This window comes from Aureimonas sp. N4, assembly GCF_001463925.1.
In the GTDB taxonomy this organism is placed as follows: Bacteria; Pseudomonadota; Alphaproteobacteria; order Rhizobiales; family Rhizobiaceae; genus Aureimonas; species Aureimonas ureilytica_A.
Window position 1 is genome coordinate 1 of sequence record NZ_BBWS01000001.1, and the last position, 24197, is coordinate 24197.

General features: G+C 62.0%; 20 protein-coding genes and 2 pseudogenes. 13 read left to right on the top strand and 9 right to left on the bottom strand.

The genetic code is table 11. From position 1 onward, the window contains the following. Positions 1-5: 5 nt before the first annotated feature. Positions 6-155 (top strand): annotated as a pseudogene (locus AUL28_RS22445) (IS701 family transposase); the annotation flags it as partial. 274 nt (positions 156-429) lie between these two features. Here AUL28_RS22445 and AUL28_RS00010 read toward each other — a convergent pair. Further along, the gene (locus AUL28_RS00010) at positions 430-1236 is read right to left on the bottom strand and encodes an SDR family NAD(P)-dependent oxidoreductase (protein ID WP_082640127.1); all 807 of its coding nucleotides are present in this window, start codon (positions 1234-1236) and stop codon (positions 430-432) included. 238 nt (positions 1237-1474) lie between these two features. On the opposite strand from AUL28_RS00010, the gene AUL28_RS00015 reads away from it, so the two are divergent. Further along, positions 1475-2320 carry an IclR family transcriptional regulator gene (locus tag AUL28_RS00015; RefSeq protein ID WP_244493359.1) on the top strand — a complete coding sequence of 282 codons (846 nt, stop codon included), beginning with the start codon at positions 1475-1477 and terminating at the stop codon, positions 2318-2320. Between the two features lie 23 nt (positions 2321-2343). Here the strand turns inward: AUL28_RS00015 and AUL28_RS23635 are convergent, their stop codons facing one another. Continuing rightward, positions 2344-2919, bottom strand: coding sequence for a transposase (locus AUL28_RS23635; RefSeq protein WP_374701396.1), 576 nt, complete (start codon positions 2917-2919; stop codon positions 2344-2346). Positions 2920-3464: 545 nt separating this feature from the next. Between AUL28_RS23635 and AUL28_RS00020 the strand changes: the two genes are divergently transcribed. The 5 genes from AUL28_RS00020 (at position 3465) to AUL28_RS00035 (ending at position 8577) form a co-directional block, all read left to right on the top strand. Continuing rightward, positions 3465-4997: a pyruvate carboxylase subunit B gene (locus AUL28_RS00020; protein WP_202814868.1), complete on the top strand. Its 1533-nt coding sequence runs from the start codon at positions 3465-3467 to the stop codon at positions 4995-4997. Then, the gene (gene accB / locus AUL28_RS00025) at positions 4987-5493 is read left to right on the top strand and encodes an acetyl-CoA carboxylase biotin carboxyl carrier protein (protein WP_058634462.1); all 507 of its coding nucleotides are present in this window, start codon (positions 4987-4989) and stop codon (positions 5491-5493) included. The genes AUL28_RS00020 and accB overlap by 11 nt, the downstream gene beginning before the upstream one ends. 28 nt (positions 5494-5521) lie before the next feature. Continuing rightward, entirely contained in the window at positions 5522-6883 is a 1362-nt protein-coding gene (gene accC / locus AUL28_RS00030) for an acetyl-CoA carboxylase biotin carboxylase subunit (protein ID WP_062230082.1), read from the top strand. 461 nt (positions 6884-7344) lie between these two features. Beyond that, on the top strand, positions 7345-7491 hold the full coding sequence (locus AUL28_RS21915; protein ID WP_082640129.1) for a DUF1127 domain-containing protein: 147 nt from the start codon (positions 7345-7347) through the stop codon (positions 7489-7491). Positions 7492-7794: 303 nt separating this feature from the next. Next, positions 7795-8577 (top strand): GGDEF domain-containing protein, encoded by a 783-nt coding sequence (locus AUL28_RS00035; RefSeq protein WP_062230084.1) that lies wholly within the window; start codon positions 7795-7797, stop codon positions 8575-8577. Positions 8578-9494: 917 nt separating this feature from the next. Here the strand turns inward: AUL28_RS00035 and AUL28_RS00045 are convergent. After that, positions 9495-9755, bottom strand: coding sequence for a hypothetical protein (locus AUL28_RS00045; protein ID WP_058634459.1), 261 nt, complete (start codon positions 9753-9755; stop codon positions 9495-9497). 270 nt (positions 9756-10025) lie between these two features. Here AUL28_RS00045 and AUL28_RS00050 point away from each other — a divergent pair, with 270 nt between their 5' ends. The 6 genes and pseudogenes from AUL28_RS00050 to AUL28_RS00075 all read left to right on the top strand — a co-directional run bounded on the left by AUL28_RS00050 (position 10026) and on the right by AUL28_RS00075 (position 17317). Further along, on the top strand, positions 10026-11039 hold the full coding sequence (locus AUL28_RS00050; RefSeq protein ID WP_062230088.1) for a LacI family DNA-binding transcriptional regulator: 1014 nt from the start codon (positions 10026-10028) through the stop codon (positions 11037-11039). 38 nt (positions 11040-11077) lie between these two features. Continuing rightward, positions 11078-12361 (top strand): annotated as a pseudogene (locus tag AUL28_RS00055) (ABC transporter substrate-binding protein). Positions 12362-12589: 228 nt separating this feature from the next. Then, the gene (locus tag AUL28_RS00060) at positions 12590-13537 is read left to right on the top strand and encodes a carbohydrate ABC transporter permease (protein WP_062230090.1); all 948 of its coding nucleotides are present in this window, start codon (positions 12590-12592) and stop codon (positions 13535-13537) included. An 80-nt stretch (positions 13538-13617) separates the two neighbouring features. Further along, a complete protein-coding gene (locus AUL28_RS00065) occupies positions 13618-14448 on the top strand; it encodes a carbohydrate ABC transporter permease (RefSeq protein ID WP_062230290.1) in 831 nt (276 codons plus the stop codon). Positions 14449-14453: 5 nt separating this feature from the next. Then, a complete protein-coding gene (locus tag AUL28_RS00070) occupies positions 14454-16223 on the top strand; it encodes a GH32 C-terminal domain-containing protein (RefSeq protein ID WP_062230093.1) in 1770 nt (589 codons plus the stop codon). A 2-nt stretch (positions 16224-16225) separates the two neighbouring features. Next, on the top strand, positions 16226-17317 hold the full coding sequence (locus AUL28_RS00075; protein WP_062230095.1) for an ABC transporter ATP-binding protein: 1092 nt from the start codon (positions 16226-16228) through the stop codon (positions 17315-17317). Between the two features lie 274 nt (positions 17318-17591). Here the strand turns inward: AUL28_RS00075 and AUL28_RS00080 are convergent, their stop codons facing one another. The 6 genes from AUL28_RS00080 to AUL28_RS00105 all read right to left on the bottom strand — a co-directional run bounded on the left by AUL28_RS00080 (position 17592) and on the right by AUL28_RS00105 (position 23546). Beyond that, on the bottom strand, positions 17592-18335 hold the full coding sequence (locus AUL28_RS00080; RefSeq protein ID WP_062230097.1) for an SH3 domain-containing protein: 744 nt from the start codon (positions 18333-18335) through the stop codon (positions 17592-17594). A 102-nt stretch (positions 18336-18437) separates the two neighbouring features. After that, complete coding sequence (gene csgH, locus AUL28_RS00085; protein WP_153003634.1) at positions 18438-18764, bottom strand: curli-like amyloid fiber formation chaperone CsgH; 327 nt, start codon at positions 18762-18764, stop codon at positions 18438-18440. A 51-nt stretch (positions 18765-18815) separates the two neighbouring features. Then, on the bottom strand, positions 18816-19556 hold the full coding sequence (locus tag AUL28_RS00090; RefSeq protein ID WP_062230100.1) for a hypothetical protein: 741 nt from the start codon (positions 19554-19556) through the stop codon (positions 18816-18818). Positions 19557-19595: 39 nt separating this feature from the next. Next, complete coding sequence (locus AUL28_RS00095; protein WP_058598831.1) at positions 19596-20084, bottom strand: hypothetical protein; 489 nt, start codon at positions 20082-20084, stop codon at positions 19596-19598. A 78-nt stretch (positions 20085-20162) separates the two neighbouring features. Next, a complete protein-coding gene (locus AUL28_RS00100; RefSeq protein WP_192843363.1) occupies positions 20163-21851 on the bottom strand; it encodes a hypothetical protein in 1689 nt (562 codons plus the stop codon). A gap of 63 nt (positions 21852-21914) precedes the next feature. After that, positions 21915-23546 (bottom strand): hypothetical protein, encoded by a 1632-nt coding sequence (locus tag AUL28_RS00105; protein ID WP_062230103.1) that lies wholly within the window; start codon positions 23544-23546, stop codon positions 21915-21917. Between the last annotated feature and the right edge of the window lie 651 nt (positions 23547-24197).

Consider the following 24197-nt stretch of genomic DNA (forward strand, 5'->3'; position numbering starts at 1 on the left):
CCTAGCGATGGGCGATCGTGAACAGCTGCGAGACGGTCAAGACCGAACTCGGCCTCGACCACAATGAAACGCGTCCCTGGCACGGCTGGCACCGCCACGTCTCGCTCGTCATGCTGGCCTTCGCCCTAATGAGTGCGATCCGTCACAAGGCCGATGGTGTGATAGCGGTTAAAAAGGAGCTCAAAGCCAAAGCCTTGAACTCCTCGATGATCCGCTGGTCCGTCCAGGAAATCCGCCGCGTCGCCTGTCGCCTGGCGAGGCGACGTATCAACGTCGGCCACGCCGCCGCGAGGGTCGCTCTGGGGAGGAACACCAAGTCGTCGCGCGTGCATCTCATATCAAACATGAAACGCAACTGTAGTTCCAACCGTCCTGCGGGAGCATCGTCCCATCAGACTTCTGCGGCAGGGGCTTAAAAGGGGTGTCGGCCTACGCGCCAGACATCTTGCCGAAGACCCTATTATCCGCGCCTGGAACACCCCCATAAGGAGCCCAGCTTCCCGCTAATGCAAAGCCCACATCGACGGGAATGGAAACACCAGTGACAGCTGACGATGCACTCGAGATTAGAAAGGCCACGACGTTTGCGACCTCGGTCGTTTCCACCATTCGGCCCATCGCCGTGTTGGCAGTCATGCGCGTCTCATCGCGCATTCCGCTGTCGATCTGCGCTTGCAGCGCGGGGGTGCGGGTGTACCCGGGCTCCACGGAATTGACACGCAATCCGCCTCTGCCCCATTCGACCGCTAGGCCCGCAACAAGGTTTGATATCGCGGCTTTACCGGGACCGTAGGAATACAGAGGTGTGGAACATCTTGCAGTAATCGAGCTGATCGCTACAAGGCTACCAGAGGCGCGCTTCAGCATATGACGCCCCATCTCTCTCAAGCACAGGAATGTGCCCCGTGTATTGATGGCATGGACGCGATCATAGATGTCCAGGGGTAACGTTGCGGCAGGAAAGGGCGGCTGAACAATACCGGCCGAGGTAACACCACCTGCAATCGGTCCGAACTCACGTTCCACCGCTTCGATGGCAGCGATAACGCTTTTCTCGTCGGTCACATCGACTTCGAAGGCACGGCCGCCCAATTTCTTCGCGACGGCTTCCGACAGATCAAGATTGCGATCCAGGATCGCTACCTTCGCTCCGGACTGCGCAAGAACGGATGCACACGCCTCGCCAATGCCGCTCGCGCCACCCGTTACGACTACTACATCGTCAGAAATATTCATTCTCCTCCCCTATTTCTTTTTCGATTGGATCAGCTTCGTTTGCTGGACGCACCCGATCTTGCAGAAACGACTTGCGCTCGCTTGGATGAAACGACAACAGCTGTTTGACAGCACAAGCTCCGAGGCTAATTTTGGGGCTGACAGTATTCGGCGAGCATATGATCAATCGATCGGGCGACCGCTTCACATTCCAACCTCTAGCTTGCTTGGTTCACCATATTGAACTATGATCGACCAAATGAACTATACTGAGGAGAAAATGACGATGTCAAGAGAGGCTCCCACAAGCCAGATCGAGGGTCGCACGGAGGAAAATGTTCCCGCACTGCGCCGAGCGTTCCAGATTCTTGACCTCGTAGCCGGCTCCGACGGATCACTGAACGCTGCGGAGATAACCCGAGGTCTTTCCTTACCCAAAAGTACCGTGCATGGACTTTTGAAAGTCATGGTTGAACTCAACGTCCTCGTGAAAAGTTCAAATGGCTCATTTAAGCTTGGCCCTCACCTGATGCGCTGGGCACACGGTTTTCTGGCAGAGGTCGATGTTGTATCGGCATTTCAAGAATTCTTTGCCGTGGATACAGCCCTTTCGCAGTATACGATTACGCTGGCGGTTCTGGATGGCGATCACGTCGTCTACATCGGATGTCGAAACTCCAATCAGCCCTTGGGTTTGACATTCAGGATCGGCATGCGTCTGCCTGCTCCCTTTACGGCAACGGGCAAGATGCTTCTCTCACAGCTGCCCGACGCAGACCTGGTTGAGATGCTGGATGGTCGTTTTCCAGCCCCCATGACGACGCAAAGCGTTTCCTCGCTTGATGAACTCAGGAAAGAATTGCAGATCATACGCCAACGCGGCTATTCTATTGATGATGGCGAGGTGCGTGCCGGAATCATCTGTATCGGCTCTGTTATCCGCGATCATTCTGGCAAGGTGATTGCAGGCATAGCGACCAGTCTGCTTCGCAGCGATTCGACACAGGACATCATTGAAGAACTCGGCGCCCGAATGATCTCGATCGCCGGCAGATTGTCACAACGCATGGGTGTTGCTGCAGGTCCAGATAGGCCAGTGGCGTAAAACGCTCCCTCTCGGGCTCTTCTCTATTCGGTGTGTCGAGGTCGAGCGCCCCTGAGCTGACGCCTCGCCTTGGCTGATGTGTGATCCCTTGGCTGTCGCGCTTCTCTTCGGATCGAACCGGGTGGGCTCTCCCCTGATGGGATCGGAATGAGCGAGGCAGTTCCATCTGTTGCGCTTCCCTGTTCAGCGTTGGGGATGATCGGCCTGTTCCTGAAGGCGCTTGTTCTCGCCAAGCGCAGCTCCTGCCGTTGCCCGTGTCCATTGGAATTTGCTCCCATCCCCAGAAGCGGTGAACGGTGACGGCCAAGCGCCGCGATAGTGCGACGATGGCTGGTTTCGTCCCGTGCCGCTTGGGGCAGGTTCGCTGCCCAGGCCCTCAGCCCTGACCATCCGCAGCCATGGGTCAGCAGCATCGGGGCCGCCTCGGACAACAGGCCGCGCATCATCGCGTGGCCGTAGTGCGAGATGCGCTCGATCCGCTTCATTTCCCCAGATGGGTTGAGCCGAGGCACCAGAGCGGACCCGACGGCCTTCCAGTTCGAGAACCGGTCGGGATCGTCGATTATGACGACAAAGGCCGGCGACAGCATCGGCCCGATGCCCCGGAGCGCTCACCAACCGGCGGCACCAAGACGAGACGCCTGCTCAGGAGCGCTAGAACCGCAGCACGCCGAATAAAGGGGAGACACCGAACACGGCATCGAGCGCTGGCGCTTCAAAAATCCACTCCGACCCAGCGCTCCCCAATTCCCCCGCCCCGGCCCGTACCCGCTGCAGGCGCTTCTCGGCGGCAGCATCCTTACCCAAGATTGGCCTCATCCGTCGCTATGCGCGAAACCACGGAAAGCCCGACCGACCAGCTTGACAATCAAGCGGCCCGCCGTATCATTCAACCTAATGATCTAAGTTCAATATATGGAACAATAACGAGAGGCGTCTTTGCTGAAGGACATTGCTCATCGGTCATATCCGCGTGCGCAATGCGGGGCGCAGCTGTCACCAATATAAAATTCAGTATCATGTAATATTAAGTGGCGTTTTTCTCCGATGCGCAGGCCGGAAAACTCCCGCTTATTCGTTAAAATTTCGGCGTCTCAGTAGTCGAGTAGCAACTCAAGACACGAGAATCTTAGAAAGGCTGCACGTGCGCACTTCGGAAACAATCGCATCGCTCATGAGCAAGGGGGGGCGACCAGCGGGGAGTCGCCGTGAGATCAAGATCGTTGATACGACGCTGCGCGACGCTCACCAGAGCCTTTGGGCTACGCGGATGCGAACCGATCACATTCTGTCCATGACAGAAGATTTCGACGCAGCGAACTTCCATCAGGTGGACCTGATGGCACCGATTCAGTTCGATGTCGCGGTTCGTTATCTCAAGGAGGATCCTTGGGAGCGGGTTCGCCTGGCTCATCGGCATGCGCCAAATGCCAGATTCCGGGCGCTCATCCGGTCGAAGAATATCGCCTCGTTCGACTTTCTGGCCGATGATGTCATTGAAGCGTGGGTGGACCGACTCTACGCTAATGGATTCCGAGTCATCGGATCGTTCGATGGGCTGAACGATATCGACAATATTGCGCCGGGTCTAATTCAAGCGAAAAAGTTGGGCGCATCAACCTTCGGTGCACTCGCTTTTTGCGAAAGTCCGGTCCACACCGATGCCCTTTATATTGAAAAGGCAAGGGAGTACCTGGAAAAGACGGATGTCGATGCGATCATGCTGAAGGATGCCGGGGGTCTTCTGACGCCTGAGCGTATTCGGACCTTGGTTCCCGCCATCAAGGACGTCATCGGTGACCGACCGCTTGAGATCCACAGCCATTGCCTGACGGGACTTGCTCCTCTTGTCTATCTCGAGGCGGTCGAACTCGGCGCTGATGTGCTTCACACGTCGATTGCGCCTCTCGCCAATGGTAACGGGCAGCCTGCAACTCAAGCCATTGTGCGCGATCTGCGTGCGCTCGGTTATGTGGTCCATGTGGATGACGCACGGATCGATGCTATCGGTAAAAGACTGACCGAGATTGCCGAGACCGAGGAGAAGCCCCTCGGAAGGCCGGTGGCCTATGACGGCCTCCACTACATGCATCAACTACCCGGCGGGATGCTATCGAATTTTCATTCGCAACTCGCGACAGCCGGGCTCTCGCATCGTTTCGACGAACTTCTTCACGAAGTCGGGCGTGTACGAGAGGAACTCGCCTATCCAATCATGATCACGCCATTCGCCCAGTTTGTGGGGACGCAAGCTGTGATGAATGTCATTTCAGGCGAGCGCTACGGCATTGTTCCAAACGAGATCAAGAAATACGTGCTTGGTTACTATGGCAAGCTGCTTGCGCCTATCGCGCCTGATCTTCGTGCTCGCATCATCGCCAACGGCGCCTCGGATATCCCGCTGGAGCCGTCGCTTATAGAGCCGATGTTGCCAAGTCTCAGAAAGCAATATCCGGACGAGGATATAGATCATCTTTTGCTGCGCGCAATGTTCCCGGGGTCGCAGGTCGATGAGATGAAGAAGACTGTAGCCTCGTACGTTTCCGGAGGCGAGCGGCAATATCCTCTGCTTGAACTCGTCCAATCGCTCTACGGGAAAATGAGCGTGGGAACGACCGCCGTTCGGTCCGCAGAGCTTTCAATCAGCCTGAAGAAGGGGTTAGAAAATGCCGGATAAGTCGCCTGATCTGAAAGAACTCAAGGCTATCGTCGACTGGATCAGCGTAACGGAAAATATTTCGCAGTTCTCACTGAAGTTCGCCGATGTCGAGATCTTTCTGTCTCGCGAGCAGCGAGTAGACTCACCACCCATCCATCAGGTAGCCGCTATCCCCCCTTCGGCGCCTGCGCCGGTCGCGCAGCCTGCCCCTGACACGAATCCGATGCCCCAAGCTGCCAAGCAAGCGGTCAAAGACGCGCTCGCCGACGACGAGGTCATCGTCAAAGCGCCTATGGTTGGAGTTTTCTACGCCAAGCCAAAACCCGGGGCGGAAGACTTCGTGGCAGTCGGCGACAAGGTCCGCGCGGATACGGTGGTGTGCATCGTCGAAGTCATGAAGCTGATGACCAATATCGAGGCGGGTGTTTCAGGAACTGTGACGCGCATTTTGGTCGAAAACGAGCAGGCGGTTGAGTTCGGGCAGTCGCTCATTGTCATCAAGCGTGATGCGTGACGGGTTCCAGGCGCAGAGGAAAGACGGAATGCCGCAGCTTTTGAAATCCGTGCTGATCGCCAACCGGGGCGAGATCGCGCTGCGCATCATCCGAGCCTGCAAGGAGCTTGGGATTCGAAGCGTGTTGGCCCATTCGGAGGCGGATGCGAACTCCTTGCCGGTGCGACTTGCCGATCAGGCCGTCTGCGTCGGCACTGCACATCCGAAGTCGAGCTATCGCAATCCGCAGGCCATTCTGGGTGCGGCGCTCGCCTTCAAAATCGATGCCATTCATCCCGGTTACGGCTTTCTCTCCGAGAACGCCGATTTCGTCGAGATGTGCGAGAAGGAGGGCGTAGGCTTTGTAGGCCCGGCCAGTCACGTCATCCGCAGCATGGGCGACAAGATTGAAGCCAAAAAGATCGCTCACCGCGCGAAGGTTCCAACGGTGCCCGGTTCCATCGGTGCTATCTCCGACTATCAGGAGGCCTTGGCGGTCGCGAGCGACGTCGGTTATCCATTGCTGATCAAGGCGGCCGCCGGCGGGGGCGGTCGCGGTATGCGCGTCGTGCGTTCGCCCGATACGCTCAAGAAAGACCTGTCGGAGATCATGTCAGAGGCGGAAGTCGCCTTCAACGATCCTTCCGTCTATATCGAGCGTTACTTGGTCGACATTCGCCATATCGAGATCCAAGTGATCTCGGATGGCGAGCAGACGTTGCATTTAGGCGAGCGTGACTGCACGGCGCAGAGACGGAACCAAAAGCTGATTGAAGAGTCGCCTTCCTTCGCCCTCAATCCCGAGTTGCGAGAAGGGTTGGCCGCGGCTGCCGTTGCTCTCTGCCGCGAGGTTGGCTATCGCAATGCAGGAACTGTCGAATTCGTCTTCGATAATATAGAGCGTCAATACTACTTTATCGAGATGAACACCCGTATCCAGGTGGAGCATCCCGTCACCGAGATGGTCACGGGTGTCGATCTCATAAAACTTCAGCTGCAAATCGCCAGCGGCATTCCGCTTGCACTGCGTCAGGAGGACATCCGTCTCAGAGGTCACGCCATCGAGTGTCGGATCAATGCGGAGGATCCCGACCATGCGTTTGCACCCAGCCCCGGGACAATTCATAATTTTCGTGCGCCCGGTGGTTTCGGCGTCAGGCTGGATACTCACATCGAGACCAACTATGTGATCCCGCCGTTCTACGACAGTATGGTCGGCAAACTCATTTGCTGGGGAAACAACAGAGACGAGGCCATCGCCCGGATGCTGCTCGCACTCGATGAACTTGTTATCGATGGCGTCACGACGACAGCGCAGTTCCACAAGCGCGTCCTTGATCATCCTCGTTTCAGAGACGGCCAGTTCAACACGGCGTTCGTTGCCTCGCTTCTCGAGGGCTCCCCGGCGTGACGAAACTCACAAGAAGTGAGTAGGTCTCTCTGTTGGAACTGGGGCTTAACCCTCGAGCGGACCGAGTGAATCAACGGCCCGCTGAGGTTTCAGCCCCAGTCCTTTTGCCGCCGCGTCTCTGCATGAACCTGTTGCAAGTATGGGTTTGCGGAGAGGGATCGGATGCGCTCCGGCACGCTGGCAAGGGATTTGCCGACATGGCAGGATGAGTCCATGGCGGCGCCGAGATCGGCGGATAGCCGAGCGAGAGGAAGCACCTTTTGCGAGATGGGATACGTGGCCCGATCCATGCGCCAGCCGCATGTCGGACGTGCGGGCACTCGATAGCGAGGGACTGCAAAGCTCCTCTTCGAGCTTTGCGCTACTGCCCGATCAGCGGAAGGCGTAGGTTCTGCGCATCGGAAGAACACGCACATGCCGGCCACCACCGATGAGAGGCCGGACACGAAAGGCAAGACATCATGTCCCTCGCTCGCTCCTTCAGCACCTGGCGCCAGTATCGCAACACGGCCGCCGAGCTGAACCGTCTCTCGCAGCGCGAACTCGCCGACCTCGGCATCGCCCGCTCCGACATCCCGGCCATCGCCCGTCAGGCGGTCCGCTCTTAAGTTTCCCCCTTTTTGCTTCAACTGGTCCTCCCCATCTGAAGCGGACTGGCCGAACGGTTCCTCCCACCTTCGGCTTCTCTCAACGCCCTTGCCGGTCCTCCCCCGGCAGGGGCGTTTTCGCTTCTCTGCCATATGAGATCGAACTTTCTCCGGACAGGCACCATCGGTTTCATGCCGTCGAAGCCCTGATCGCACGATCCCGTTCCGGCAACCCGGGTTCCCCGCCAAGACACAGCATGTCAGCGCCATTCAGGGTTCAGAAAGAGGCATGGCCTAGGATCCCTCAAACGGGGATTTCGGATCATGGCATTCAGCTTGACGGAACTGACGGCGATCCGAAGCCGCCGGGAGATGCGAGCCAAGGTCGCGTTTGCGACGTTAGTGATCGTCGCGGCGACAGACGGCGCGGATGCCTTGATCAATCTTTATACGCAGCCCGATCGGATCTGGCCGTCGTTCGTCCAGACAACTCTGCTCGCGTCAGCAATGTCGCTCTTGTTCTTGAGCCTCCTGGCACGCGCGAACCTTCGTTTGTTCGAACTCAAGGACCGTCTCGAAACGCTGGCTGTCACGGACATCCAGACAGGGCTGCTGAACCGTCGGGGCTTTTTCGCTCTTTTGGATCAAGCTCAAGCGTCGGGTGCCGACATGACGCTCGGCATCGTGGATATCGATCATTTCAAACGGATCAACGATACCTACGGTCACCTCGTTGGCGATTTCGTGATCGCAGAGGTCGGTCGCTCCCTGAGCGAAGCACTCAAGGCCCCGCATTTCGTGGGACGCGTCGGCGGTGAGGAGTTTGCTATCGCGCTCAATGGTGTGACGCCGATTGAGGCGCTTCACATATCGGATCGCTTGCGTGGACGGGTTTCACGGGTCGGCGGACCTCAATTGCCAACCAATCTTTCGGTGACCGCGAGCATCGGCCTTGCAAGGATCGGCGAAGGGGAAGTCATGGCCTCCTACGCTCGGGCGGATCGGGCGCTGTATGAAGCCAAACATGGTGGCCGCAACGTTTCAGTGAGCGCCGATTTGGGAAAGCGACCCAAGGTCGTCCTGTTGCCGCTTCAGAGCCAATCGTGACCGTCGAGGTCGGGCGATGAGGCGATAGCGTGCCGATCCTGGAAGGCTGATTTGCATGACTCTGCCCCTTTCAGCGCGGCCGCATCCACCCCGGTGCCTTCCACTGCGCCAAACTCTCACGCTCCCAATCGCCTAGAAGCGTGTAACGGACGTAGGCGGCCCGAGTCCGGCAACCTGAGCACCGCCAGTTCAACGCCTCGATGTCGGCGCCCGGCGCGATGAACCCTTGGAAATCGATGCAGCGATAGATGGTCCGCGCGTTGCACGGATCGCAGCGTATGACGAGGCCCAAGCCCTTGCGCAGCCCTTCCTCGAAACTCCGTATCGCCTGCAACATACGCGGCCCCTGTTCCTAAGCTTATGAACAACATAGGAACATGGTCTTTCCAGCAAGGCCGTTAGGCGTCATGGTCAGCGTATGGATTCATGAGGCGGGGCCATGTCGAGAATTGCGGAACGGCTCACGGTCCTTTCGTTGAAGCACGATCTGGACAAGGCGATCGATGAGGCTATCCGCACTTGTGGCGGTGACGCTCGCGTTGCGGTCGGCACGTTGATGCTGACGCGACCCCAGTCTTTCATTCAGCGGCAACCAAAGACCGACTGGTGTTGTCGCGCATGAGCGCAATTGAAGCAACGGGCGGGGTTAAACCCGCCCGTTGCTGTTCAAGTCAGGCAGCGAATGCGGCCGGGGTAGCGCAGCCGAGCGAGGAGTGCGGCCGCGCCAAATCTGAAGCGTTACGCAGCCGGTCCAAGGCGCGTTGCCGTGAGAGATGCCCTCAAAGATCGCCGCCAGCGCCAGAAGCCTGAAAGATGCGGAATGGGCCTCGCTATGGCGAGGCTCCGTTTGCCATCAGGCTTCACATCGGAACGGACTCGGGACGCCGATACGCGTCCCATGTGAGGGCCAAAAATTTCTACTTGTTGGGCACCGGCTGATTGGGAGCCTGCTGAGCAGCCTGCGCCTTTTGCTGCTGCGCCTGCTGGCGCGCATCGACCTTGGCCCGATGATGGCCGACGGCACAGCCCAGTGCCGCACCGGCCACCGAATGTCCCTTGCCGACGAAATGACCGCCAACGGCACCCACCGCCGCGCCCTTGAGGCAACCTGCGGCGTAAGACGGGCCAGCCGCGAGTGTGAGGGCGGTGAACAGAGCGATCGTCGCAGTCTTGCGCATGGGAACCTCCAAATGAAGCAGGTGTGGTTTCGTCGCACTGGAAACTCGGATGGGTTCTCCGCAGTTCCCGAAAAGTTGATGACGCTCTCCTTATGTTGATTTGTGGGCCGCATCGGTCGGCCGCTCTTGCACTCCGCTCCCCCTCATCCGACTCGGAAACACTTGCACCCCGGATCGCGAGCAGCCGGCCATCGCGAGAGGGCCTATCCATATTGACGGACATTCCGTACTCGGCTATCGAAATGAGTAATCGATAACCCAAGTTATGATATGACCCGATCCCGTGTTTCCATGCAGGACATAGCGACCCGCCTCGGCGTGTCGGTGAAGACGGTGTCGGGGGCGCTGCACAACCCGTCGATTCGCATGTCGGATGAAACGCGCCACCGCATCCGGGCTTTGGCCAACGAACTCGGCTATGTCCCGAACCTCGTGGCGCGCGGAATGCGGCAGGGAACTTTGCCGATCGTCGGCATGGTGGCGGAAGGCGTCATCACCCAGCCCTTCGCGACCGAGATCGTGCGCAGCTTCGACAATGTGCTGCGCCTCGGCGGCCTGCGCCTCATCGTGTCGAACCTGCGCGGACGGGACGATGTCGAGGCGGAGGTGGCCGAACTCAAGCGGCTCATGCCTCAGCGCATCGTCTATGCCAGCATGTACCATCGCACGGTGACGCTGCCTCCTTCGCTCACCGACACGATCGCGCTGATGGTGAACTGCCGCGAGGCGAGCGACGCCGTGCCGGCTCTCGTGCCGGCCGAGCGCGCGGCGGGGCGCATGGTGACGGCGCATCTCCTGTCGCGCGGGCGGCGTCGGATCGCCTTTCTGAACCTGCCGGGCCTCGTCGCCGCCAGCTTGCGCGAGAGCGGCTTTCGCGACGCGCATGGCGAGGCGGGTCTCCAGCCCAACGAGACATGGCTGCGCCCGGCCACCGCCGAGCTCTATTCCGACCGCGCCCCGAGCCTTGTTGGCAGCCACATCGCGGACTGGTTCGCGGGTGCGGGCGAGCGGCCCGACGCGATCCTGTGCGGCAACGACCGCGTGGCGCTCGAAACCTATAATGCGCTGCGCCGCGCCGGGCTGGATGTGCCCGGCGATGTCGCCGTCGCGAGCTTCGACAATCAGATGGAGATCGCGGCTCGGCTCGACCCGCCGCTGACCACCATGGCGCTGCCCCACCGGGAGATGGGACGGCTTGCCGGAGAGATGCTGTCCGGGCAGCGCGCGCTGCCCGCGACCGTGGAGGAAGTGCCCTTTCGCCTTGTGGAACGCGCCTCGGTCTGAGGCCCAAGCGAAAGCCTGATGGGAGAAAACCGATGCGCATTCATCAAAAGGCTCTTGCCGTCCTGGCGGGTGCCGCTTCGCTCGCGGCGCTGGCGTCAGGCGCGGCTGAGGCTGCCGACCTGAAGATCATGTTCCAGGGCGACCCGTTCGAGATCGCGGCGATCCAAGGCGCGGCCTCCCGCTTCGAGGCGGCCCATCCCGGCACCAAGATCGAGCTGATCAACACGCCGCACGACGCCTAGAACGAGAAGTTCGGCGCCATGGCCTCGACCGGCAATCTGCCGGATATCATCCAGCTCGACGCGCCCTTCCTCGCCAATTACGTCTGGTCCGGTTATCTCCAGCCCGTGACCGGCCTCGTGGAGCAGGCCCTGATCGACGACATGACGCCCTCCAACGTCTCGCAGGGCACCTACCCGCCGGACAAGGGCCTCTACGCCATCGGCCTCACCGACTCGACCGTGGTTCTCTACGGCAGCCGCAAGCAGCTGGAAGCGGCCAAGATTCGCATTCCGACTTCGGTCGCCGACGCCTGGACGCGCGAGGAGTTCGAGGGCGCGCTGAAGACGCTTTCCGCCTCTTCGAAATGGCCGATCGATCTCTTCCGCGGCTATGGCACCAAGACGGAGTGGATCACCTACGCCTATGAGCCGATCCTGGAATCCATGGGCTGCGACCTCATCGACCGCACGACCTGGAAGTCGGAAGGCACGCTCGACAGCCAAGCCTGTATCGATGCCGCGACCATGATGCAGAGCTGGGTCAAGGCCGGCTGGGTCGTGCCGCAATCGGCGGGCACCAACCAGTTCTATGCCGAAGGCCGCCCCGCTGCGCTCGCCTGGGGCGGGCACTGGGTCTATGCCGAGGCCAAGGCCACGATGGGCGACGATCTCGTGGCGATGCCGCTGCCCAAGTTCGGGCAGAAGAGCGCCAGCCCGAACGGCACCTGGATCTTCGGCATCAACAAGGCATCGGCCGAGCCCAAGCTCGCGGGCGAGTTCGTCAGCTTCATGCTGAAGGACGCCGACTACCGCAAAGCCTACGAAGAGCACACGGGCTTTCCGGGCCTGAAATCCTTCGCCGCCGCCTCGCCGGTCTATGCCGCCGGTGGCCCGATGGCGGTCGCCTTCGCGCAGGCCAGCGAAAGCGCCGTTCCGCGCCCGCCGCACCCGGCCTATCCGACCATCACGCTCGCCTTCCAGCAGGCCATGACGGACATTTTCGACGGGGCCGACCCGAAGGACGAGCTGACCAAGGCGGCCAAGAAGATCGACGCCGATATCGAGGACAATGACGGCTACGCCCCGTTCGGCGGCAACTGACGGCATCAGGACCTCACCCCCGCGCATTGGATGCGCCGGGGTGAGGTCGCGATCACCGATCGCACCGGACGATCCCAAGGCCGAACGCACCCCGTTCCGCCTGACAATGCTTCGAAAATCCAAACGGCTGGCGCGTGCCCGGTGAACCCTCGTTTCACCGGAGGCTCGCCAGTGGGCAGACGATCCCGCCGCCTGGTTCGCCGGCGGGGCGATCCACGGGGAGGAACCATGGCCAACCAGATCACAGCGGCCGGCGCTGCGCCCGGTGGGGCGCGGCCCGTCCCCAGACGCCGCAGCCGGCGGGCGAAACGGCGTCTTCAGGAAATCGGCATGTTGGCGCCCGCCTGCCTGCTCGTGGCCGGCTTCCTGCTTCTGCCATTTCTGTCGTCCTTCGAACTCGCGCTCACCAACCAGCGCCTGATCCCGCGCCCGGTGCCGACGCGCTTCGTCGGCATCGAGAACTTCACGCGCGTTCTGACCGACCCCGATTTCTGGCAGGCGCTCTGGAACGTCGCGCGCTTCACGCTGATGGTGCTGCCGATCCAGTGCGGTCTGGCGCTCGGCCTCGCGCTCCTGATCAACCAGCGCCTGCCCATGCGCAACTTCTTCCGGGGCGTCCTGTTTCTGCCCGCCATCACCTCCATGGCGGTGGTCTGCGTCATCTGGGCGACCTTGTTCCAGTACCCGTCCGGGCCGCTGAATCAGATCCTCTCCTTCGTCACCTTCGGCGCGGTGGAGCCGATCGACTGGCTGGGCGATCCACGCTGGGCCATGGTCTCGATCGTGCTCCTGTCGGCCTGGCAGGCTTACGGCTTCCAGATGGTGGTGTTTCTGGCGGGCCTCCAGAACATCCCGGAATCGCTCTACGAGGCCGCCCGGCTCGACGGCGCCAATAGCTGGCAGCGCTTCTGGAACGTCACCTGGCCGGGCCTGCGCCAGACCAATATCTTCGTGCTGATCATCACCACGATCCAGGCCTTCAAGCTCTTCGTGCAGGTCAACATCCTGACGCAGGGCGGGCCGCGCGGCTCCACCAACACGGTGGTCCAGTACATGTATTCCGCCGGCTTCGTGGATCAGCGCCTCGGCCTCGCCTCGGCCGTCTCGATCATCCTGTTCCTGATCGTCCTCGTCATCTCGCTCGTTCAACGCGCCATCGTGAAGGACCGGACATGAGCCTCGCGCAGCCCAGCCCCACCCGCCCGGCCACCGCCCCCCGCCGCAGGCCCAAGCGCGCGACGCTCTTCGGCAAGCCGATGGTCGATCTCGTCAAGCTCGCCTCGGTGGTCGTGATCGCGCTGGTCGTGGTCTCGCCGCTGATCCTTCTGGCCGTCGCCAGCCTGAAGCCCGACCGTTTTCAGATTCTGGCCGACATGGGCAGCTTCCGCGCCTTCTGGGTCGCGGACCCGACACTCCAGAACTACCGCGAGGTCGCGACCTTCGACGGGCCGCTGCCCATGGCGCGCTATCTCCTGAACTCGGTGGTGATCCTTGGCCTCACCGTCCTCGGCGGCATCCTCGTCAACTCCATGGCCGCCTTCGTGCTCGCCTGGGGCCGCTTGCCCGGCCGCGCGCTGATCCTCACCCTGATGATCGGCCTTTACATCGTGCCGCAGGAATCCATCGTCCTGCCGCTTCTGAACATCGTCATCAAGATGGGCTTGGCCGACACGTTCACGGCGCAGATTCTGCCCTGGCTCGCGAGCCCGCTCTATATCTTCCTGCTCTACCAGTTCTTCATCCAGATCCCGCGCGAGCTTTACGACGCGGCGGTGATCGACGGCGCCTCACCCTTCCGCATCTACTGGTCGGTCTTCCTGCCGATGAGCGCGCCCGCGCTCGCCACCGTCGCGATCCTGCTCGGAATCGAGACCTGGAACCAGTATCTCTGGCCGCTGATGATCACGCAGTCCAACTGGTCGCGCCCAATCTCGGTCGGCATCGCCAGCTATTTCGGCAGCGATTCCATCTACTGGAATCATGCGATGGCCTCCTCCGTGCTGATGATGGCCCCCGTGCTTCTCTTCTACGTCCTGTTCCAGCGCTGGTTCGTGAGTTCGCTGATCAGCTCGGCCGTGAAGGGCTGAGCGTCATGACCCTTCACACCGCCTCCCTCTTCCAAACCGCTCCAGCCGGCGAGTCCGTCATGATGCATTTTACCGCCCCTGTCCGTGGCGGAGACGTTCTGGACCTCTGGCTCCGGCCCGCGAAGGGCTCCCAGCGCTCCCGGCTTCTCGTCGAGCTCGGGGATATCCGGCGCGAGATCGAAGGCGGAGCGAGCGACGACTTCCAGCGCCAGACCTGCCGGCTGGAACAGAGCGGCGAGGCGCGCCTGTCCTATGACCCGGCGACCACCGAGCTCTCGCTCGCCTATGTCTACACGCCGGCCAGCGTCATGGAGGAGGGCATCCGCCTTCTCTTCACGACCGAGCGCAACCACAACGAGGGCCGACGCTTCCCGCTTCATCTCCAGCCGCCCTTCGGCTGGATGAACGATCCGAACGGCCTGTTCGAGCGCGATGGCGTCACCCATGCCTTCTTCCAGCATTATCCGCACGGAAAGCGCTGGAACACGATGCATTGGGGCCATGCGGTTTCCCGCAATCTGGTGGACTGGGTGCATCTGCCCATCTTTCTCGACCCGCCCGCCCATATGCTGGCCGACGACAGGAAGGTCGGCGGCGCCTTCTCGGGCTCCATCCAGCCGCAGGCGGACGGGAGCGTGTCCGTCTTCTTCACCGATCGCGACGACGACCGCGCGCCGCGCATGGAATGGCAGATGGGCGCGTCCTCGCGCGATCTTCTGACCGCCAGCCCGGCCGAACCCCTTCTCACGGACGCGCCACCGATCGAAGCCTTCGGCCGTGACCTGCGCGATCCCTATGTCTTCCGGGGGCCGGACGGGCTTTGGAAGATGCTGCTCGGCGGCGCGGACGCCAAGGGCGGCCTCGTGCTGCTCTATGAGAGCGAACACGCGGAAGGTATGGCCGACTGGCGCTTCGTGGGCGCGATCCATGCCGAGCCCTCCTCGCCCAGCCTGCCGGTCGAGTGCCCCTGCATGGTGCCGCTGACGGGCGAAGGCGAAGGGCTCTTCGTTCTGATCTTCGGCCTGATCGGCTATCGCGACGGGCCGACGCGCCGGCGCAATCTCTCCTTCGCGCTCACCGGCCGCTTCGACGGTCGCAGCTTCGAGCCGATCGCGCGTCAGGAACTCGATTTCATCGCCGACGCCTATGCGTTCCAAGGCTTCGTTCATGGCGAGCACGGGCCGATGGGCCTCGCCTGGGCCGCGAACTGGACCGACTTCTTCAAGGACCGCGACTTCCCGAGCGCCATGGCCTTTCCGCGCCGGCTCGTCTGGCAGGGCGGCGCGCTTCTCACCCCCCCGGTCGAAACGGTGGCCGAGCTGCGAGGCCCACTGCTTACCGAAAGCCCCGCCGCCCTTGCCGAGGGCGTCGCGCTGCCGGCGGGCCTTGGCGAAATCCTGATCGAACTCGCCGAGCCCGGCGCGCCCTTCCAACTGGAGCTGGACCATCCGACCCATCGCCTCGCCCTCATCGGCGACGGCGCGAGCCTGGAACTCCTGTTCGAGCCGCCGGGCGCGCGTGTCGTGCCGCGCTATGCGACGCCGGTCTCGAACCTGTCGCGGCTGCGCGTCTTCGTGGATGTCGGGCTGGTCGAAATCTATGCCGATGACGGGCGCAGGTGCGGCACCAAGCGCATCGACAGCGACGAGCCGGTAAGGGCCGTGCGCCTCGCTTCGGGGACCGCTGCCAGCGCGCGCGTGTTCGCGCTGCGACCGGCGCGGGCGCTGCCGCACCTGGAGACGCAGATGAGCGCAGAGCGCGCCGGGGAGGAATAATCATGGCCGACGTCGCACTGCGCAATGTGCGCAAATCCTATAGTGGCGTGGAAACGGTCCACGGCATCGACCTCGACATCCAGCACGGCGAGTTCTGCGTCTTCGTCGGCCCGTCCGGCTGCGGAAAATCGACGCTTCTGCGCATGATCGCGGGACTGGAGTCGATCACCAAGGGCGAGTTGTCGATCGACGGCGAAGTGGTCAACGATGTGGATGCCGCCGACCGAGGCGTCGCCATGGTGTTCCAGAACTATGCGCTCTACCCGCATATGAGCGTGCGCGAGAATATGAGCTTCAGCCTGCGCATGGCGGGCCGCAACAAGGCGGAGATCGCCGCGCGCGTGAACGAGGCCGCCCGCATCCTCCAGCTCGACGCGCTGATGGACCGCAAGCCCTCGCAGCTTTCGGGCGGCCAGCGCCAGCGCGTGGCCATCGGCCGGGCCATCGTGCGCGATCCCAAGGTCTTCCTGTTCGACGAGCCGCTGTCCAATCTCGACGCCGAGCTTCGCGTGCAGATGCGCGTCGAGATCGCCAAGCTGCATCAGGCGCTCGGCAACACGATGATCTATGTCACGCACGACCAGACCGAGGCGATGACGCTCGCCGACAAGATCGTGGTCCTGCGCGCGGGGCAGATCGAGCAGGTCGGCACGCCGCTGGAGCTGTACGAGAACCCGTCCAACCTCTTCGTCGCCGGCTTCATCGGAAGCCCGAAGATGAACTTCCTCAAGGGCCGCCTCACCAGGTCCGACCGTCCCCTCCTGGAATGCGGTGGGGCCTTCCTGTCCATGCCGGCCTGGCTCGCGCAAAGTTCGCAGAGCGGCGGCGAGATCGTGCTGGGCATTCGGCCGGAGCATTTCGACCGCGTGCCGGAGGCTGCGGCCCATCTTATGATCGTCGTGGATGTCGTGGAAAATCTCGGCGGCACGAGCTTCGTCTATGGCCGCACCTCCACCGGCGAGGCGGTCGTGGTCGAGAAGCGCGAAGGGCCGGCGCCCCGCGCGGGTGATCGCCTCGAGGTCGGCTTCCAACTGGACGACGCGCGCTTCTTCCATCCCGAAGGCGCGCGTCTGCGCTCGGATCAGCCCAACTGACGGCACCAGCCGGCGCATCTCGCCTGAAAGCCGGATCGGCTTTCAGGCCCGCCTCTCGCGCGAAGGCAAGGCGGCGAAACTTGAGCGGATCGAGCGGATACGCTTTCCCGGCGGATCATGCAGTCAGAGCGGTCGGCCAGAGCCCGTCCCGCCGCAGCGCTTTCGCTCCGGTTTCCAGGCCGTAGCCCGTTCACCAGAACAGCACGAAGCGCTCCCTGTCCGGCACGGGCGTGCCGGGTCGAGAGCGCTCGTCATCGTGTCGGACGAGAAACGCTCAGCGCTGGGCTTGGGGCGCGGAGCAGCCGGGGGCGTAGGTCAGGACGGGCCAGCGATTGCCGCGCATGGCCTGCTGCCGGATCCAGCCCGAGAAATTCGAAACCGAGGCCTTGCACCAGTTTCCATCAGACGCGGTGGTGCATTGATCGATCACGACGCAGGTTCCGGCGGGAATCGTCGCGACGACAGGCGCATCCGGGCGCGCTTCGGCGCGCGCGTTGAGCTGCACCAGAACGGAGGCGCGCGCCTTCTCGTCGCTGCCGCTCGGCACCGGCGTCTGGCGCGCTTCGGCCGGGGCGCAGCTGGCCGTATAGCCGTAGAAGACGCAGGTATTGGGATTGGACGCGACGGCTGCCGCCGTCGTCGCCGTTCCCGGCGCGAGGCGCTCCAGCACCAGCGTGCCACCTTTGGCCAAGGAGCCGCTCACGCGGATCTGGTTGCCGCCGAGGCGCGCCAGAACGGCCCCGTCCGCGCCGATCAGGCCCAGTTGACTGTCGACGATCTTCCAGTTGGCGAGATCCGCCAGCGCGCCGGCGCAATGGCTGGCTTGCACCTGATGCCCCGCCGCGTTGGAAGCGGCCTCGAGCGTCACCCGGCAGGCCCCGTCCTTGGATAGCGCTGGATCGAGCGTCTGCCATTCGCCCGCAAACGCGCGAACGAAGTCCGACTCGCTCTGGGCCCAGGCCGGACCGGCCAGCATCATGGCCCCTACAAGGATCGTCGCGGCTGATGTCTTGCGCATCGTGGTCCTTTGAAAAGCGCTTTGGGTCCGAGAGGCTGCCCGCCATCAGGGAGCCTTGCCGGCAAATGGTCGAAGAGAGCGCGCGCGAATGGCGCGGCGGGGTCAGGAACCGACGCTGAGCCGGCTGCGCGAGACCTCGCGCTCGCCATCCATCAGCACCAGATCGACCGTCAGATGATCGCCCGCGCCGATCGACAGGCCGACCGAGGCGACCGTGGCATCCTGCCCGGCGGCGAGATCCAGCGCACCGCCCTGCGTGGTGGAGGTCCGGCCCGACGCTCCGCCTTTTTCGATCGTCATGCGCGCATCGACATGCCCGGCGGTGACGCCCAGCGCATGGCCGGTGAGACGCACCATGCCCGCGCCGCCCTCGACCGCGATCGAGGCAATCGCGACAGGCGCATCCTGCGCGTGAAGAGGGCTAGCCATCAGAAGACAGCCGATCAGACAGGACGCAGCCGACAAACGCATGGACGCCCCTCACATCTTGCTCTGCGTGATGGTGACGCTGGCGCCGTTCGACTGCACGGTGACGGGCGTCGAGGTGCCGTTGCTGACCCCATTGGCGATCAACGCCGCGCTCGTGTTCGCGCCGGTGACGGAAAGACTGTTGTTCAACCCATTGCCGATCTGGTTGATCTGTCCGCTGGCATTGCTGCCGGTGACGGAGAGATCGGCGAAATTCCCGTTGCCCTTCTGCAGGATCGCCGCTTGGCTCGCGCCCGCGCCCAGAATGGCCTTGGCTTCGTTGTTGCCGCCGAGCTGGCCGACCAGCGCCTGACCATTGCCTGATACGTTGACCGTCGCCCGGTTGCCGGTCCCGTTCAAGGGAGATTGCTGGAGCAGCCCGACGAAACCATTCGAGCCGGAAAGGGTCACAGTGGCGCTGTTGTTCGAGCCGTCCTGCACAGCCGGCAGCTCGGCCTTTGAGGTTGCGCGCAGCACATCCATCTGCCGGGAGCCGGACGTGATCAGGGTCCCGTTCGACGTTCCCAGCGCCCCTGCATCGAGCTGCCCCGTCAAGGACAGGCTGTCCAAAGTATTGCTGATCGAAAGGCCGCCGACCTTACTATCCGATGCTTGCGACTGATCCACCGTCAGCGTATTGCCGCCGCCCTCCTGCAGGATCGACAGGATGTTCGAGTCGGCCATCGCCTGCGCTGCGGGGAGGATCGCCGCGAGAGAAGCGATCGCCAGCGTCCTGCAGATCAGAGAAGGCATACTTATCTCCCTTAGCGACATGTCGCGACGACGTGGTTCTTACCAAGATCTTTGCGTGATCGCGATCATATTCCCATTCCCGGTCTGAGAAAAGGACGCCAGATTGTTTTGTCCTGTTTGACTGATTGCCGCCCAGTTGGCATCACCCGAAATGGACGTTTTCATCACGTTGCTGGAGCCACGCTGGACGGCCGCCAGCAAATTGTCTGATCCGGTGATGGAAACATCCATCACGTTGGAGTTTCCGCTTTGGGTCAGCGTTCCCCATGGCAGATCGGCGATCAGCGTTGCTTGGCCGCGCCCCGTGCCGTTGCGATGGCCGTTGACGCGCACGTTGATCGTGTTGGCCTCGCCCTCCGAAGAGATCCGGGTCTGGGACAGAGTGAGGCGGTTGTCATCGCCCGTCAGCAAGGCATCGATCCGGTTGGCGGCGCTCGGATCGGCTGCGATCGTCAGGACGTTGCCGGAGCCAGCCAGAGCGGGCGACGCGAGCAGAAGAGAAACGACGGTCGCTGCAAGAAGGCGCATGGAACTCTCCACTTGAATGTGTTGAGTTGCAGCTTGGCCGCCGGATATTTCCAGTTTCTGTTTATTTAGACTTGTCTGCTATTGTTGCCGAACGGTCAGGTAATTCAGATCACCGAATTGTCTAAAAATTGTAACTTGATTGGCGCCCGTCTGGCTCGTATTCGCTGTGTTGGCCGTGCCTTTGACCGTGCCGGACACGATGTTCCGAGTGCCGGTCTGGCGCATCAGCGCGACATTCTCATCGCCCGTGATGTCGAGGGATGCGACATGGCCGATGCCCTCCTGCACGATCGACCGCACCAGCGCATCGCCCCTGGTGGGTAGGCGCCCCGCGCGCGGCTCGGGCCGCAGATTGTCCGAACCCTCGATGCGCAGATCGATGCGATGGCCGGAGCCGGTCTGTGAGGTCGCCAGAAGGTTGCGGTCGCCGCCAATCTCCATATCCAGGCGATGGCCCGCCCCGGACTGCTTGAGATCGGCGAGATTGTTGTCGCCGATCTGCTGAAGATGCGCCGTGTTGCCGGCGCGGGTGCTGTCTCCGGTCGAGCGGATCACACTGCTGGCCTGCGTGATGTCGAGCTGGTTTCCATCGCCATCCTGCGACAGGGCAAACTCGTTTCCGTCTCCGGTCATCAGCCCATAGGCGGCATTGTCGGAGCCGCGCTGCGCGGAGGAGAAATAGTTGCCGTCGGCGCGGCCGATCCCTTCGGCGCCGATGGTCAGCGACAGGGCGTTCCCGTCGCCATATTGTTCGAGCGACGATGCAAAAGCGCCCGCCACCGTTTCTTGCGCGCTGAGCGCGCGGTAGCCGCCCGTGCCCTCGCCGCCATTGTCGTCGCCGACGATCGACGCGGTGATCACGTTGCCGCGCCCCGCCCCCACGCCGCCGAGGCCCGCCTGAACCGTCTGGTCGATGAAGTTTCCCGAGCCGTCCACACGCAGGCTCACGCGGTTGGACACGCCGTCCTGCTCCGCATTGCCGAGCGTATTGCTCTGCCCGGTCAGCCGGATGCTGGCGAGGTTATTCTCGCCGATCTGCTTGCTGATGCGAAGACTGTTGGCGAGTCCCTCCTGCGTCAGGGTCAGGCTGTTGCCGGTGCCGGCTTGGCGCAACTGGCCGACCTCCTGCCGCTCGCCGGTCTGTGACACGTCGATGGTATTGGGCGCGACATTGATTGCCGTCGGCCTATAGGTCTGGGAAATTTCACGGATCACATGCCGCGCAACACCCGTCGATTCCCCCCGGTCGCTGCTGAGGGGACGATACTCGCCGCCGGTCTGGCGGATGGTCGCCCGGTTGGCGCTGCCGTCAGCGGGCGTCAGATCGCTGCGCGATGGCGCGTTCTGTTCGATCGCGCCGATCTGGCTTCCCTCCGCATCGCGTCGGGAGCGTTGGATAATGTCGAGCCCATTGTTGTCGCCGCGTTGGAACAGGCCGGTCGCCGTGCCCACGAGACCCGTGAGCCCGCCAGGCTGGCCGATCATGTTCCTGCGGCCGATGCCGCTATCGGCGCCAACCTGAAGAATGGTGACCGTATTACGATCGCCCAACTGGTTGAGCTGCAAGGTGTCGCTGTTTCCGCCGACCAGATGGCCGCTGCCGGTCTGAGTGATGGTGACGGTGTTGGTATCGCCCGTCTGGCCGAGAAAGACCTCGTTGGATGCCGTGCCCGTTTCGCTCGCGGCGCTCTGCGCCAGAGACGGATGGGTGGAGACGAGCGTTGCCACAAGGCCGACGCTTCCCAACAAGACCAGATGACGGCTCATGCGCATGCCCCTCAAACGGGAAAAAACCGGCCGCGATCGCTCGCGGCCGGTCGGCCTGGTATCTTACAGGGCGGGACGAGCAACCGTACCCTGGACAACGCCAAGGCTGTTGCCGTTGCCGTTCTGCACGAAGGTCGCCACGTTGCCGCCGCTCACCTGAGCGACGAAAGCCGTGTTGCGGTTGCCGCCGATCGTGCCGTCGATCTTGTTGCCGTTGCCATACTGAACGGTCTGGAAGGCGTTGTAGCTGCCCTTGACGTTCAGATCGACCTGGTTCCCGTTGCCTTCCTGGTAGACGATGCCCTTGATGGGGCTCAGGCCGAGAGAGTTCGCCGCGAACTCGGCCTGCGTACCGCTGAAGCTTGCGGAGCTGGCATCGGAGTTGTTGTAGCTTCCCGTCAGCATTGCGGTGACGCGGTTGCCGGCGCCGTTCTGAATCGTACCGAGAAGGTTCGAGTCGCCACCCTTGATGGTGATGGTCGAAGCGTTGCCCGAGCCGAACTGGGCGGCGGCCACAATGTTGCGATCCGCGCCGTTCGTGGCGTTGATCGTTGCGGTATTGTCGCCAACCTGGGTAACGCCGACCTTGTTGTATGAGCTGCCGTCGAGATTCACAAGGGCGACGTTCTTACCGTACTGGTAGGAATAGACATCATTGGAGTTGGCGTTATCGAGCGTCAGCGTCAGCTTGCTGTCCTTGAACTGCGTTGCGTTCAGCGTGTTGTAGGAGCTATTCTTGCCCTCGACCGTCGCGATGCTGGTCAGAGCCGAACCACCGAAGTTCTGGTTGATATACAGCTGGTTCTCACGCCCACCCGACAGCTGGACCTGGGTATCGTTGGCGCCATCCTGGCGAAGATCCACTTTGTTCCGGTCGCTGCCGTACAAGCCGATATAAGCCTTGTCGCCCGTTCCGTTGGCGCCCTGATCGATGCGAACGATGTTGTTGTTGCTGGCAAGACCCACGTCTCCAGAAGTAACGTAAGCGTCACCACCTCGGCCGTACTGAAGAACCGTCGTTTCGTTCGCATTGCCGAGCGCCTGAATGTCGGCGGTATTATCGGTACCGGTCTGGGTCACGATGTCGGTATTGTTCTTTCCGATCTGATATTCGTAGATATAATTTCCGGTGCCGGACTGGTCGAGGGTCGAGGTGTTGCCTGCACCCTTCTGCTCGATATGCCAAACGATATTCTTGCTGCCGTTCTGAATCACGCTCGAACGGTTCTCGTTGCCGTATTCGCTCTTGCGCTGCAGAACGTCGAGAACCTTGTTCTCGCCCGAACCCTGCTGGATGATGTTCAGCCGGTTGCGGGTTTCGTTGCCGCCCAACGTGCCTTCCTGGATGACCTGACCGACTTCGTTCGAGTTGGACGATTGGATGACGCCGAGTTCGTTGCGGGCGCCATACTGCTCCACACCCCGGCCCGACACGCCGACGAGGTTCTCATTGCCCGACTGGTCGATCGAGATGTTGCTGTCGCGACCATTCTGCAGCATGTAATTGGCTTCGCTACCAGCCTGGTTGTTGCCGCCCTGCTGGGTGATGAACGCGCCATTGTTCTGGACGGTCGCGCCGCTGCCGACCGCATCGCCCTGGTACACGAAAGTCTTGTTGTTGTCGCCGGCCAGCGCCGCGCCGGTCAGGAACGTCAGCGCCGTGGCCGCGAGAAGCGTCGTCTTGAAAACGGTCATGTGTCACCCTTTGGTATGCGTCTCGCGGGCCGCACGGGCTTCACGCAAGATCGAAGCTTCCCTCCGGCGGATCGAACGATCGCGCCAGCCTGCATGGCAATCGCCCACAATCGGGCGTTGCAAATTCGTGATGGATGGACGCTTCGGCCAAGCTTGTCCGTGGCGCGTTCGATGCGCGCATCCAGACAAGTTGCTCCTCTGCGACTAACCCTCCCTATGACAACCACTCGTCTGGCTTCGGCGGCACCGATCCGGCGAAAACCGGGAACGGGACCGTCGCGCGATCGTCCAATCCGCAACCTGGGGGAGCATCCTGAACTTAGCGGGTCGTCTTAACAATTCATTTACGATAACATAGCCGCTTACGTCAATGCATAAGGGATCACGCAGCGCGACAACGAAATCATAACGTTAACAGTGGCCCTAAAGCCATGACCTTGCGTCATCCTGATCATTAAAATGCAACCTGAATCGAGATGGCGCGACAAAGCTTCCCGCGACTGGAAACCCCGGCACAGCGGGCTTTTCAGGAACCGGGTTCCTTCGAATTTTCTTCAAAACGAGGTGGCGGTCGATTCCGGCAAATTGTCGGCGCGCCTGTCGCCCCCGCGCCGAATCACCCAATCGAGGCGTGTGTTCGATGGGGGGAGC

What these genes read in the sequence shown, in the direction of transcription:
- AUL28_RS00010 (WP_082640127.1), bottom strand. Translation starts at nt 1,236, where the DNA reads ATGAATATTTCTGACGATGTAGTAGTCGTAACGGGTGGCGCGAGCGGC.
- AUL28_RS00015 (WP_244493359.1), top strand. Translation starts at nt 1,475, where the DNA reads ATGAACTATACTGAGGAGAAAATGACGATGTCAAGAGAGGCTCCCACA.
- accB (WP_058634462.1), top strand. Translation starts at nt 4,987, where the DNA reads ATGCCGGATAAGTCGCCTGATCTGAAAGAACTCAAGGCTATCGTCGAC.
- accC (WP_062230082.1), top strand. Translation starts at nt 5,522, where the DNA reads ATGCCGCAGCTTTTGAAATCCGTGCTGATCGCCAACCGGGGCGAGATC.
- AUL28_RS21915 (WP_082640129.1), top strand. Translation starts at nt 7,345, where the DNA reads ATGTCCCTCGCTCGCTCCTTCAGCACCTGGCGCCAGTATCGCAACACG.
- AUL28_RS00035 (WP_062230084.1), top strand. Translation starts at nt 7,795, where the DNA reads ATGGCATTCAGCTTGACGGAACTGACGGCGATCCGAAGCCGCCGGGAG.
- AUL28_RS00045 (WP_058634459.1), bottom strand. Translation starts at nt 9,755, where the DNA reads ATGCGCAAGACTGCGACGATCGCTCTGTTCACCGCCCTCACACTCGCG.
- AUL28_RS00050 (WP_062230088.1), top strand. Translation starts at nt 10,026, where the DNA reads ATGACCCGATCCCGTGTTTCCATGCAGGACATAGCGACCCGCCTCGGC.
- AUL28_RS00060 (WP_062230090.1), top strand. Translation starts at nt 12,590, where the DNA reads ATGGCCAACCAGATCACAGCGGCCGGCGCTGCGCCCGGTGGGGCGCGG.
- AUL28_RS00065 (WP_062230290.1), top strand. Translation starts at nt 13,618, where the DNA reads ATGGTCGATCTCGTCAAGCTCGCCTCGGTGGTCGTGATCGCGCTGGTC.
- AUL28_RS00070 (WP_062230093.1), top strand. Translation starts at nt 14,454, where the DNA reads ATGACCCTTCACACCGCCTCCCTCTTCCAAACCGCTCCAGCCGGCGAG.
- AUL28_RS00075 (WP_062230095.1), top strand. Translation starts at nt 16,226, where the DNA reads ATGGCCGACGTCGCACTGCGCAATGTGCGCAAATCCTATAGTGGCGTG.
- AUL28_RS00080 (WP_062230097.1), bottom strand. Translation starts at nt 18,335, where the DNA reads ATGCGCAAGACATCAGCCGCGACGATCCTTGTAGGGGCCATGATGCTG.
- csgH (WP_153003634.1), bottom strand. Translation starts at nt 18,764, where the DNA reads ATGGCTAGCCCTCTTCACGCGCAGGATGCGCCTGTCGCGATTGCCTCG.
- AUL28_RS00090 (WP_062230100.1), bottom strand. Translation starts at nt 19,556, where the DNA reads ATGCCTTCTCTGATCTGCAGGACGCTGGCGATCGCTTCTCTCGCGGCG.
- AUL28_RS00095 (WP_058598831.1), bottom strand. Translation starts at nt 20,084, where the DNA reads ATGCGCCTTCTTGCAGCGACCGTCGTTTCTCTTCTGCTCGCGTCGCCC.
- AUL28_RS00100 (WP_192843363.1), bottom strand. Translation starts at nt 21,851, where the DNA reads ATGAGCCGTCATCTGGTCTTGTTGGGAAGCGTCGGCCTTGTGGCAACG.
- AUL28_RS00105 (WP_062230103.1), bottom strand. Translation starts at nt 23,546, where the DNA reads ATGACCGTTTTCAAGACGACGCTTCTCGCGGCCACGGCGCTGACGTTC.